The 12,725-nt window shown below is 73.9% G+C and carries 7 protein-coding genes and 1 pseudogene; 2 read left to right on the top strand and 6 right to left on the bottom strand.

Annotated features, from left to right (window positions below):
• Positions 1–50: 50 nt before the first annotated feature.
• Complete coding sequence (locus tag GWK25_RS26495) at positions 51–266, bottom strand: hypothetical protein (protein WP_033528587.1); 216 nt, start codon at positions 264–266, stop codon at positions 51–53.
• A gap of 718 nt (positions 267–984) precedes the next feature.
• On the opposite strand from GWK25_RS26495, the gene GWK25_RS26490 reads away from it, so the two are divergent.
• Positions 985–2,373, top strand: a complete 1,389-nt coding sequence (locus GWK25_RS26490; protein WP_251829047.1) for a S1 family peptidase — start codon at positions 985–987, stop codon at positions 2,371–2,373.
• Between the two features lie 164 nt (positions 2,374–2,537).
• Here GWK25_RS26490 and GWK25_RS26485 read toward each other — a convergent pair whose 3' ends face one another.
• On the bottom strand, positions 2,538–4,682 hold the full coding sequence (locus GWK25_RS26485) for a SpoIIE family protein phosphatase (protein ID WP_215453689.1): 2,145 nt from the start codon (positions 4,680–4,682) through the stop codon (positions 2,538–2,540).
• Between the two features lie 281 nt (positions 4,683–4,963).
• Between GWK25_RS26485 and GWK25_RS26480 the strand changes: the two genes are divergently transcribed.
• Entirely contained in the window at positions 4,964–5,566 is a 603-nt protein-coding gene (locus GWK25_RS26480; RefSeq protein ID WP_308404330.1) for a response regulator transcription factor, read from the top strand.
• 300 nt (positions 5,567–5,866) lie between these two features.
• On the opposite strand, the pseudogene GWK25_RS43820 reads toward GWK25_RS26480, so the two are convergent.
• The 4 genes and pseudogenes from GWK25_RS43820 to lanKC all read right to left on the bottom strand — a co-directional run.
• Positions 5,867–6,979 (bottom strand): annotated as a pseudogene (locus tag GWK25_RS43820) (ATP-binding cassette domain-containing protein); the annotation flags it as partial.
• Between the two features lie 611 nt (positions 6,980–7,590).
• On the bottom strand, positions 7,591–9,390 hold the full coding sequence (locus tag GWK25_RS26470; protein ID WP_215453685.1) for an ABC transporter ATP-binding protein: 1,800 nt from the start codon (positions 9,388–9,390) through the stop codon (positions 7,591–7,593).
• A 289-nt stretch (positions 9,391–9,679) separates the two neighbouring features.
• On the bottom strand, positions 9,680–9,796 hold the full coding sequence (locus GWK25_RS26465) for a SapB/AmfS family lanthipeptide (RefSeq protein ID WP_005483995.1): 117 nt from the start codon (positions 9,794–9,796) through the stop codon (positions 9,680–9,682).
• 87 nt (positions 9,797–9,883) lie between these two features.
• Positions 9,884–12,595, bottom strand: a complete 2,712-nt coding sequence (gene lanKC, locus GWK25_RS26460; protein WP_215453681.1) for a class III lanthionine synthetase LanKC — start codon at positions 12,593–12,595, stop codon at positions 9,884–9,886.
• Between the last annotated feature and the right edge of the window lie 130 nt (positions 12,596–12,725).

Below are 12,725 nucleotides of genomic sequence, written 5' to 3'. Positions count from 1 at the left end.
GTCCCGGAACCTGTCAGGCGGTTCCGGGACTCAGCGGCACTGGGGGTCGATCAGAGACCGGCGACCAGGCTGGTGACCGGGGCGGTGTTCAGACCGGTGACACCCTCGACCGTGCCGACGGCCGTGTTGACCAGGCCGGAGACCGGGGCGATGCCGTCCACCAGGCCGGTGACGGTGCCGACGGCGTTGACCGAGAGGCCACCGGAGACGGCGTCGAGGGCGGCGTCCGAGATCTCGGCGGTCTCAACCTGGGGGGTGGAGTTCATGATGGAACTTCCCTTCATATAGCGCTTCACAAGGGGGGAGCGGCCCCCTTCTGGGGACAGAACGACGGCCGCGCACGTGGGTGCCCACTTCTCGTCCTCGAGAGCCGGCTGCTCCCGTCTCCGAGAACTCGGCGGCCCCCGCGGTGCGATGGATATAAGCAGATGGCCGCCGCGCACATCCAATCAACATGGCCCCCCACCAGCGCACTTGGTGACCATGACGGTTCATTGGTGCAGGCTTGCGCACGGCTTGGGAGCGACTTCTTCACAGGGATCGCGGCATCGTCATACGTCCTTCATTGCCTGCAGGAAAACGAATTGGACAGTCCAGCCTCAAAGGCACGGCACGCGAATCACGCTTGTGCAGAACTCCCGTCCCCCGTGACCCCGCTGAGCATTCGGTGTGGAGATTCCCCGCAGCCGGTTTCCCGATCACCGGCGTCGACGGACCGCCACCGCGCGGTAGCCGAGGGTGTCGAAGCGGGACCGAGGAGGGGGTGGGCCGCCTGTGCGACAAGGTCCCGACGGGCCGCGGGGGCGGGAAGTCGTGAAATGGCAGGCCAACGGGGGGCGTAGCGCGCTTTGCGAAATGGAAGATCGGAATATTTCTGCGAAGCGTTGAACACCCCCTCGGAACCATCCGTACCAACTGGCAACCAGGCGCCCCCAGTTCACCCGCCGGACGGCGGTACGGACCCCGTCCCCAGGAGGTCAAGAGTTGAGTCACAAACGAGCCACCAAGCGCAAGGCGTTCATAGCCGCAGGCGGTGTGGCGGCGCTCGGCGCGGCAGCCCTCGTCCTGCCGAACGCGATGGCGTCGCAGACGGACGCCAAGGGCGCCGCCCCGAAGACGCTCGCCGCGAGTGACGCCTCGGATCTCGCCTCCCAGCTCCAGGACCTGCTCGGTGAAGCCTTCGCGGGCGCGTACTACGACTCGGGCGAGAAGCGCCTCATCATCAACGTCATCGACGGCCTTCAGATCGAGGGCGACGACAACAACGTGATCATCCAGGCCCAGGAGGCCGGCGCGGAGGTCCGTGAGGTCGAGAACAGCTGGTCCGAGCTGCAGAAGGGCGCGGCCACGCTGAAGGAGGAGGCCACCGTCCCGGGCACCGCCTGGGCGATCGACCCCCGCACGAACAAGCTCCAGGTCACCGCCGACTCCACGGTCACGGGCGAGAACTGGGACACCATCGAGTCGACGGTCAAGTCGCTCGGCGCGGGCATGGCGACCATCAAGAAGTCCGCCGGCACCTTCAAGCCCTTCCTGGAGGGCGGCGACGCCATCTTCGGCGGCGGCGCCCGCTGTTCGGCCGGCTTCAACGTCGTCAATGCCGAGGGCGCCCCGGCCTTCCTGACCGCCGGTCACTGCGGTGTCGCGGAGGCCGAGTGGTCCGAGGAGGAGAACGGCGCGCCGATCGGCACCGTCGACGCGGCGACCGCCACGTTCCCCGGCGCCGGCGACTTCGCCCTGGTCAACTACAACGACCCGGCGACGCAGGCGGCCAGCACGGTCGACCTCGGCAACGGCCAGACGGTCGACATCAACGCGGTCGGCGAGGCGGCGGTCGGTCTCCAGGTCTTCCGCATGGGCAGCACCACCGGGCTCGCCGACGGCCAGGTCACCGGTCTCGAAGCCACGGTGAACTACCCCGAGGGAACCGTCACCGGCCTCATTCAGACCAACGTCTGCGCCGAGCCCGGCGACAGCGGCGGCTCGCTCTTCACCGAGGACGGCCAGGCCATCGGCCTGACCTCCGGCGGCAGCGGCGACTGCACCGTCGGCGGCGAGACCTTCTTCCAGCCGGTCACCACCGCCCTCGCGGCCACGGGCGCCACCCTCGGCGACGGCGGCGCGGGCGCGGGTGAGGAGGCCGCCGGCGGTGCCGGTGACGCCGCTGGCGCCGGTGAGGAGGCCGACGGCGGAGCCGCCGCCGGTGCCGGTCAGGAAGAGGGCGCAGCGGGCGCGGGCGAGGAAGAGGGCGCCGCAGCGGCCGGTGCCGGTGACGAGGCCGCCGCCGCGGGCGCGGGTGAGGAGCACGAGCAGGGCGCCGGCGAGCAGGGCGCCGACGAGCAGGGCGTAGGCGACCAGGGCGACCATCAGTAGGCGAAAGCCACCGAGTACGTGGGCGACGGCCCGGGGATCAGCGGCCACTGACCCCGCCCGTCGCCCCACGACCCATCCGCCGGCTCACCCACAGTGGTTCCGGCCGGCAGATGGCACGGTCCGGCCCTCCGGCGGGAGGGCCGGACCACACGCCTGCGGCGGTGTCACCCGGCGGAGCCGGTCGCCCGCAGCAGCAGCAACGCCACGTCGTCCGCCCGCTCCTGCGCCGCCTCGGTCTCCCGTACGAGACCGTCGGCCAGCGCGTCCAACGGCCGCTCCCCGGTCGTCGAGAGCCGCTCCCCGAGATCCGCCAGCGCGTCCTCGATGTCGACGCCCGGCGACTCGATCAGCCCGTCCGTGTACAGGGCCAGCACCGAACCCTCCGTCAGCGCCACCTCCGTCGTCGGGTACGTGGCCGCCGCGTCGATGCCCAGCAGCGGACCGCCCGCCAGGTCGAGCACCCGCACCTTCCCGTCCGGCCGGCGCAGCAACGGCGGCGGATGCCCGGCCCGCGCCATGACGGCCGTCCCGTGCTCCGGGTCCAGCCGCAGATACAGACAGCTGGCGAACAGTTCCGAACCCAGGTCGATCAGCAGCCGGTTGGTGCTGCTCATCACCTCCTCCGGCGTCTGCCCGACGGTCGTGTACGCGCGCACGGCCGTACGGATCTGCCCCATCAGCCCCGCCGCCGTCACGTTGTGCCCCTGTACGTCGCCGATGACCGCCGACGCCCTCCCGTGGGAGAGGACCAGGTCGAAGAAGTCGCCGCCGATGTCCATGCCACGGGTGGCCGGCAGATAGCGGGAGGCGGACTCGATGCCCGGGATGGAGGGCAGCGAGTGCGGCAGCAGCGCCTTCTGGAGGCCGTGCGCCACCTGGTGCTTGGCGTCGTACAGCAGAGCCCGCTCCAGTGCCTGGGCGATGAGGCCGCTGAGGCTGGTCAGCACCGCGCGCTCCTCGGGCGGGAACGGATGCGGCTCCGCGTACCCGAGGACCCAGGTGCCCACCGGCCGCCCGGAGGCGATCAGCGGGATGTACGCCCAGGCGCCCAGCCCGTCCGGTGTCTCCTTCCGCAGCGGATACAGGTGCTCCAGCTGCTGCCGGGACTCGAAGAACGCCGGCACTCCGGTGACCAGGGCGTGCGCCCCGGGCATCGCCGCGGTGAGCGGCATCCCGTCGAAACGCTCCACGAGATGCGGGTCGGCGTAGCCGCGGTGTCCGAGCACATGCAGGCGCCCCGCGCGTGAGCCGAGCATCACCAGGGCCTGGCTGCCGATGGCCGGGGCGATCTCGTCGGCCACCAGGTCCACCACGTCCTGCACCCCGACCGCCTCGGTGAGCGCGCTCGCCAGCGCCAGCACGTGGTGGATGGTCACCAGCCGGCCCGGCCCGTGGCTCTCCTCCCGCGCCGCGTGCTCGGCCTCGGCGACCGCCCGGGCCCGGGAGATCCGTACGCTCAGACCGTTGGTCCCCGGGTACAGCCGGAAGGACAACCAGTCGCTCGGCGGTCTCAGCGCCACGAACGAGGTCACGTGCTGGCTCATCAGGGCCGCCCGGTACCGGTCCTCGTACGCGGGATCGTTGAGCCACGGCACGGACACCCACAGCTGGGTGCCCAGCAGGCCGCTCACCGGGATGCCGAGCAGTTCGGCGGTGGCCGCGTTGGCGAAGGTGATCCGCCCGTGCAGATCGAGCGCGCACATCCCGTACGGAAGCCGCGCCACCATCCGCGCGGCCTCCACCGTGCCGAGCGTCCCCGCGACCGTGGTCGCCGACGGCGCCGACAGATCCGGCTCCGGCCGCACCGGGCGGCCCTCCTCCTCGGCGCGCCGCAGCCGCATCGCGAGCCGGTCGCAGGCCGAGGTCAGCTGGTCCCGCTCGCGCTCGCTGAGCTCGGGCGGGTGAGAGCCGGGCCAGGTCAGGAAGACCGCGCCGTAGGTGGTGTCGCGGGTCGCCACCGGCAGGGCGGCGAGGGCGAACGGGTAGGGCAGGACCACCGCGATCCGGGGATAGCGGCGGGCCATCTGTTCCTCGCCGTTGACCCACACCAGCCGCCGGCCCCGTACGGCCTCGGAGACCGGGACCGGTGAGTTGAGTCCCACCCGCTCCCAGGGCGCGGCGAACGATCTCGGCAGCCCCGCCATGACGGCCATCTCCAGGACCGGCTCGTCCGGCGTCAGCAGGTACACCGCGCCCGAGTGGGCCTGGACGTCGTCCATCATCGCGGCCAGTGCCAGCGACAGCAGTGGATGGCCGACGCGTCCCGTCTCGACGGTCGTCCGCGCTCCTGACGCGTGGACGTCGGACATGCCGACCACCTCCTCGCACGACCGTGCGACAGACCCCAGGGTCAAGGCTCCTCCCTGGGGGCCGCCCGCGCACGGCGAGCGGCGGCCGCGGACGCTCCGCCGTACCCCCTCTCGCCCACGCCATGCCCCCGCGCTGATGCGCGGCGTCGCGCACGGGCGCCGTAAGTGCGCCCCCACGCACCCCGATGGCTGGTTCTTCGCGCCCGGGCGTGGTGGGGGGCGCCAACAATGGGCACGCGCTGAGCGGAGGACATCGGTGGTCGGCAGGCGGAGGGGCGAACGTGATCCGGGTACTTCTCGTGCACGACGAGTGTCTGGTCAGATCGGTGCTGGCGGAGTGGCTCCGCCGGGAATCCGACCTGACGGTGTTCCACACGTCCTGGCGCGCCGCGCCGGGGCGGGTGCGGACCCTGCGGCCCGAGGTCTGCGCCGCGGACCTGGACTGCGCGGACGCGGTCGGCATCCCGCCGCTCGCCGATCTGCGCGGCACGGGCGGCCCGGCCCCCGGTCTGCTGGTCCTGGCGCACGCGGGCAGACCCGGCCTGCTCAAGCGCGCGGCGGAGGCGGGTGCCCTCGGCTACGTGGACAAGGAGGGCTCCCCGCAGCGGCTGGTGTCCGCGATCCGCGAGGTCGCCCGGGGCAGACGCTTCGTCGACGACTCCCTCGGCTTCGGCTTCCTCAAGGCCGCCGAGATGCCGCTGACACGGCGGGAGTTGAGCGTGTTATCCCTGGCTGCCGAGGGAGCCTCCGTCGCGGAGATCGCCGGCAGCCTGCACCTCTCCCACGGGACCGTGCGCAACTACATGGCCGCGATCACCCGCAAGACGGGGGCGCGCAACAGGATCGACGCGATCAGGATCTCGCAGGGGGAGGGGTGGCTCTGAGGCGCCGGGGGAGCTCACCGGCGTAGGTCCCGGGAGCCAGGCGCCGACCAGGTCCCGGTACAGCGGTGAGCGGGCCAGGAGTCCGTCGTGGTCCCCGTACGCGACGGACCGTCCGTCCATGACCAGCACCCGGTCCGCGCGGCGGGCCGAGCTGAGGCGGTGCGCGACGACCACGAGGGTCGTGCCCGGCCGCCGCGCGAAGGCCCGCTCCGCGCGTTCCTCCGCCTCCGCGTCCAGGTGAGAGGTCGCCTCGTCGAGGATCACGACCTCCGCGTACGACAGGTACGCCCGCGCCAGCGCGACGAGTTGCCGCTCCCCGGCGGACAGCGCGCCCGGGTCGACCTCTCCGGCCGGGCCGCCCAGCCGGACCATCACCTCGGTGAGCCCCACGGCCTCGGCGGCGGCCCACAACTCGTCCTCGGGCACGGGTTTCGGCCGCAGCTCGCCGAGGTTTTCTGCGAGGGATCCCCCGAAGACGTACGCCTCCTGCGGGATGAGCACCCGGTGTGCGCGGGATGTGGCGCCGGGTACCGGCCGCCCACACAAGTGGACGGTGCCGTGCCGGGGACGCAGGAGACCCGCGACGACCCCGGTGAGCGTGGACTTGCCGACGCCGCTGGGGCCGACGACGGCCAGGTGCGTGCCGTGCGGGAGGCGGAGGTCGAGGCCGTCGAGGACCGGGGTGCCGGAGGAGCCGTAGGCGAAGGTCACGGAGGCGAGGGAGAGGGCGTCCCCGGAGGCCGCGTCGCGCGGGTCGGCGGCGGGGCGGTGCGGGCCGGGGCTCGGCGAGACGGGGGAGTGCGCCGGCGACGGGGTGCGCGGCGACGGGGTGCGCGTCGAGGGCCGCGGGATGTCGTCCGGGGGCCGGGAGGCGGGTGCCGGGGCCAGTCTGCGGAGCACCACCGCGAGCCGGGAGCCGCTGGTGCCCAGGCCGTGGACCAGGTTCTGCAGGGCGGGAAGGAGGGACTGGGTGACGTAGGCGAGGGCGCCGATCAGGGCGCCCGCGCTCACCCCCTGATCCAGGAGCCACGGGGTGGCCACCAGGAGCAGTACAACGGGCAGTTGACCACCGATCGCCAGGGAGGCGACCCGCGCGACGCCCCAACGGGCCAGGGAGCGCGCGGCCCGGAACTCCGCGTCGACGCACCGGCCGGTGTCGGCGGCGACCGTGTCCTCCGCGCCGGCCGCCGTGATGTCCCGCAGCCCCGGGCAGACGGTACCGAGCCGGTCGGCGAGGGCCTCGTCGGCGACCAGGAAACGCTCCTGGCGGCGGGCCAGGGGCCTGAGCGTCACCAGGAAGAGGGCCACGCCGGTGACCAGTGGTGGGCCGACGACCAGCAGCAGCGGCGGGGCCAGGGAGAAGAGGCCGACGAGGGCCCCGGCGGAGGTGAACAGGAACGAGCGGGACACCATGACGAGTCCGGCGAAGGTGTCCCGGGCGATCTCCACCTGCTGGGTCAGCCCCGACAGGGCACCGCCGTCCGCCTCCTGGACCCCCCGGTCGACCACCCCGCGCACCAGCCGGTCCCGCAACGGTTCCACGAGCCCCGCCACGCACGCGTACACCCGCCAGGTGCCCAGCGCCCCGAGCACCACCGCCCCGGCGGCGGCCCCGAGCCAGCCCAGGCCGACGCCCGCCCGCCCCGCGAGGAAACCGTCGTCGAGGGCTCGCGCGAGCGCGTACCCCATCAGAAAGGTCTGCCCCGTCTCCAGCACGGACCACAGAACCAGCCGCACGACGACCCACCTCCGCGCCCGGAGAAACCGGAGGCCCCGGCGCGGCAGCCCGAGCGGGGGCACACCCGGCCGCGACGCCCCGTCGACGCGGCCGGTCCCCGTCGCGCGGGTGGCGGGCCCCGTCTCCGGTGCTTCGCTCTCGCCGCCCGTGCGCGTCGCGGCGGTGGCGGCCCCGGCTGCCTGCGCTTCGCCGGCGTCCCCGGGTCGGTTCGTGCCCGCGGTGCGCGTGTGGCGCGTCGCTCCGGTTTCGGGGCCCTCGGTGGGGCCCCGTCGTCCAACGGCCTCCTTCATCGGCCCCCTCCGCGCGGCGCGCCGTGTGCCGTGGTGTCGTCGCGGGCGGCGGCGCCCCCGTCCTTGCCGGTCGGGGCCCGTGTTCCGAACAGTTCCCGGTACTCCGCCGTGTGCCACAGCTCCATGTGCGGTCCGACGGCCCGCACCCTCCCCTTCTCCAGCCACACCACGGTGTCCGCACGGGCCGCCGTGGTGACGCGGTGGGCGATGAGCAGCCGGCTGCCACCGGTGGTGGGGCGAAGAAGCGCGTCGGTGATGTCGTGCTCGGTGAGGGTGTCCAGGCTGGAGAGGGCGTCGTCGAGCACGAGGAGACGACAGTCGCGGGCGAACGCACGGGCCAGGCCCAGGCGTTGGGCCTCCCCACCGGACAGGGGCGCGTCGGCACAGGGCGTGGCGTAGCCCTCGGGAAGACGGCGGACGAACCCGTCGGCGTGCGCGGCGCGGGCCGCCTCCCGGATCCGTGCGGGGGAGGGCCGGCCGGTGCCGAAGGCGATGGTGTCCTCCACCGACCCATCCAGCAGGGCCGGGCGTTCGAAGGCGTGGACGATCGCCCGGCGCAGCTCGCGGCGGTCCAGCTCCGGCAGGGGCACCCCGTCGAGCCGCACCTCCCCGTCGTCCGGATCCGTCAGCCGCCCGGCCACGGCCGCGAGCAGCGACTTGCCCGCACCGGACCGGCCCACGACGGCCACCGTGCCACCGCCCGGCACCACCAGATCGACGCGGTCCAGCACGGCACGCCCACCTCGGCGGACGGTCACGGAGCGTAGCTCCAGCCGCCCCGTCCCGCCGGGCGGCAGCGCACGTTCCCCGTACTCGGTCGCGGGCTCGCTCCGTATCTCGTCCAGACGCCGGGCCGCCGTCCGCGCGCGGACCAGGCCCGAGAGCTGCCCTACGAGGACGCCGACGCCCGCGGCCAGCACGGCGTAGCGGGACGCGGCCAGCAACTCGCCCACGGACAGGTGCTGTCGGGTGAGCAGGACGCCGGCGCCGGCCACGACGGCGAGCTGCAGGAGCGGGGCCACGGTGGCCGCGCGGGCGGCGGCGCGCCCCTGGACGTGCCACATGCGGTGCCCTTGGCGGGAGAGTTCGGGCAGGGGGCGCAGGACACGGGCGACGGTGCGCTCGGCCGTGCCGGCGGCCGCGATCGTGCGGTGTCCGGCGACGGCCTCGGCCAGGCCCCCCGCGATACGGCCCTGGGCCCGCTGGTAGCGCGTCGAGCAGTCGGAGGAGTCCCGCGCGAGGGCACGCAGCACCAGGGCGAGCAGCGGGGCGCCGATCAGGAAGACCACGGCGAGCCACGGGTCGATCAGCGCGAGGGCCACCACCGCGCCCAGGGGCCCGGCGAGCGCGGCGACGAGCGCGGCACCGGTCGCGGGGGCCGTGCCCGCCTGGGCCGCGTTCCCGACGAGCCGGGCCACCAGGTCCCCCGAGCCGAACCGGGAGCCGGCCCGTGGCCCCACGGCCAGGACGTGCCGGACGAGTCGGTGGCGCAGCCATGCGGTCGCACCGGCGTTCGTGGTGCCGCCGAGCACGGTCTCGACCGCGTCGAGGGCGGCCGCCGCGAGGACGAGCGCCGCGCACCGCAGCACCCAGGCGGAGCCGTCCGGGTCGCCCGCCAGCAGCAGGTCCAGAGCCCGGCCCAGGGCGACCGGCAGCAACAGGTTCGCCCCCGTCGAGGCCATGGACACGAGCGCCAGGGCCGTACAGCGGGCACCGGAGTGCCGGACGGTCGAACGCAGCAGAGGGACGGACACGGCCGCCGGGCCGCGGGCACCGCCTTCGGTGAGGGTCGTCATACCCGTCCTGACGTGGGACGACCGGATGAACGGCCGGATGAAGGACTACATATGAAGGACTACGGATGGAGGCCAGACGGATGAAGGACTCCGGATGGAGGCCAGACGGACGGAGGCCTGACGGATGGAGGCCTGACGGACGGAGGACAGACGGACGGAGGACAGACGGATGAGCTCCGGACGGCCCCTTCCCGGACAGGGGGAGGGGAGCCGTCCGGAGCCCTCGGCGCGACTCAGCCGCCGTACCGGTCCGACGGGCGTCCCGGACGGCCGGGACGCCCCGCTCGGATCAGAGGCAGAGCGTGATGCTGGCCGCGCTCACACAGGACAGCACGCTCAGGGAGCTGGGGCCGCCGGTGCCGGTCGTCTCGTCGGCTTCCATCGTCTGCAGGTCGAGAAGTGCCATGTCGATTCCTTTCGATCGATGGCCCGCGAACGGGCCCTTGTGGGGACGGGGTGGTGCGTCACGACTGCGCCGGACGGCGAAGCCGCGTCAATGGGGCCGCCGTCGCGGCGGCGGCAGGAACGGAAGGTGTGCCGTGGCGTCGGTGTCGGCGGCGGTCTGGGCCGCGCCGAGTGCCAGCAGGCACCCCGCCGTTCCGGTGGCGAGGTCCATGGAGAGCCGCATCAAGTGGCTGCCGGGGAAGGCCAGTTGTCCCTGGTAGGGCATGGAGTGCCAGCCGAGGGCGGCGATCTGTTCCGTCAGCCGCTCGCGCGGGGCGCCCGACCGGGCGAGGTGCAGGATCATCCCGGCGCGGCCCTCGAACAGCCCCGGCTGCGCGTAGAAGCGATAGGTCGCGGCGGTCAGGACACCCGCCCGGACCCGGGTGTACTCGTCCGGCAGAGGACCGGTGCCGGTGGTCGTGCCCGTGCCGGTGTCCGTGAGACCGTTCGCCGCCAGATGCTCGTCGAGCACCATCGCGACGCCCACGCTCCCGTCGCCGAGGTACGGCATGGTCCGCCACCCCTCGTCGACGGCCAGCCCTCCGTTCTTCTGCTCGACGAGGCACTCCAGGTCCTGCCGCAGCGCCTCGCCCGCCGCGTCGAGCCACGCGCGCTCGCCCGTCGCCTCGTACCGGCGCAGCAGGAACAGCGCGGGTCCGCTCGCGCCGCGCAGCAGGCCGGCCCGGCGGCGGGGCGGTGCGGGGCGCGGCTCGGCGAGACGGTGCACGAGGAGGTCGGCCGCCCGAGCCGCGTGGTCGCGCAGCGCGGACTCACCGGTCGCCCGCGCCAGTTCGTCGAGGACCAGGCCGAGCCCGGCGAGCCCGCCGCGCAGGTCGGACGAGAGCTTGTGCCACTTCTCACCGAGGACCTGCTCGACCAGGTCCAGGGCCCGCTGCCTGTGCCCCAGCCGCTCCAGGGTGTGGGCGACGCCCGCGAGACCGTCGTACAGACCGAGCGGGGTGCCGATCGGCACCGGGTCGGTGTGGTCGAGCAACCAGCGCTCGCCCTCCTCGTAGCGCTCGGCGCCGACCTCCGTGAGCGCGTACAGCACCCCGGCCGCGCCGTGCGCGAGCCCGAGACCGCCGCCGTCGGAGAACTGGGCGACGTCGCCGGGGAAGAGCCGGTCGTCGCGCTCCGGTGTCGCGGAGGCCAGGATCGCCTTGACCATGGAGTCACGGCTGTAGGGCCAGTCGCCGGGCTCGGCGAGGGACCAGCCGGCCTCCACACCGGCCGCCACGGCCGCCCCGGTCGCGGGGGCCCGGGTCCGCGCCACCGGTGTCGGCGTCGTCCCCTCGGTGCCGGTGCCGGTGACGGTGTCACGGGTGATCTCCGCCACCGCCTCGTCCAGGAAGGCCCGCGGCACCTGCGGGAACTGTTCCGCGATCACCGCCGCCAGATGCGCGGCCTTCTCCCGCTCCACCACCAGCAGCGAGGTGACCGGCAGGAACAGCGCGAGGCGCAGGCACGCGAGGGCGTAGCGGTCGACGTCCGGGCCCGTGCGGTCCGGGGGTGCCAGGAATCCGGGGTGCGCGACGACCTGGCGGCCGTTCTCCTCGGCGGGCGCCGCCGCCTCGAAGTCCAGCAGCGACACCGAGTGCTCGTCGGGCGCGACCATGATGTTGAAGACGTGCAGGTCGTTGAAGACGATCCCGCGCGTGTGCACGGCCTCCACCGCCTCCTCGACGGCCCGGTGGACCCGTAACGCCCAGGCCGTGTACGCGGCGACCGCGCCCGGTTCGGGGTCGGCGGCGAGCAGCGGGTGCCGTTCGGCCACGTAGGAGTTGAGCGGGCGGCCCTCCACGAAGTCCATGACCAGGAAGCGGTGGTCGCCCAGGGTGAACCAGTCGCGGACCTCGGGCACGACCCCCAGGCCGGCCAGCCGCTCCAGCGCGGCCTTCTCCCGCTCCAGCCGGGTGACCGCGTCAGCCCCGTCGGCGGCCAGCCCGGCGTGCGGTCGGCCCTCCTTGAGGACGACCCGGCGCCCGTCGCGGGTGTCGGTGCCGACGTACACGCCGCCGCCGTTGGAGAAGTGCAGCGCCTTCTCGATGCGGTACGGCAGCTCGCCGACCGTGGTCGTGTTGCGTGCCGCCAGCTGCGGCTCCAGGAACGCGGGCAGGGTCACCCAGTCCGGGACGTGGAAGGTCGGCTTGCGCTGGTCCGGCACCAGTGTGCCCGCGCCGTCGCGGACGGCCGGGACGAGCGTGCCGCGCTCGTCGACGACGAAGGAGCGGGCGAAGGCGCCGTAGCGGACGTACAGCGGTCCGTCGTTCCAGCGCAGGTCGGTGAGGATGTACGGCCCCTCGAAGCCTTCCAGGAGCGCCCCGAGCTCGCGCAGGACGAGGTGCAGCTGCTCCTCGTCGGCCGGGTAGACCGTCACGAACTTGCCGCTGGTGTCGCGGGCCGCGTACTTCGCGTTGCGCAGGTGCAGCAGGTGCGGGCCCGGTACGAACTTGAACGGGATCCGGCGGGGCACGCAGTAGTCCCACACGATCGCCGCGACGCGGCCCGCGTTCCCCCGGGTGGCGGAGGCGTGCACTTTCCATCCCTGGGTGGGCCCGGGACGGGGCCGCCCGCCGTCGTCGACCGGGGTCAGCGTCAGCCAGTCCCCGATCCGGGCGGCCCGCCAGCCCTCGGGGACCGCGCGCCCGGCCGTCTCGTAGCCAGGCGCCGTGGTGCCGGCGCGGTCACCGGCCGACAGCCGGTCGGGTGTCTCGTAGAAGTGTCGGTCGGCGAGCGCGTACGCCTCGTACCGCTTGTCCATGCGCGTCCCCCGGGTCGTGTGCCGTCACTGCCGTCGCCCCCTGGGCCGGGTGAGGACGAGCCTTCCAGCCCGGCCCGGTGCCCGACAGTCACGGCTGTCACCAGTGACCCGTCACGGCTGTCACGCGACC

Origin of the sequence: Streptomyces sp. ATCC 21386 (assembly GCF_018728545.1) — a bacterium.
Lineage (GTDB): Bacteria > Actinomycetota > Actinomycetes > Streptomycetales > Streptomycetaceae > Streptomyces.
This window is presented reverse-complemented; position numbering and strand designations above follow the sequence as displayed.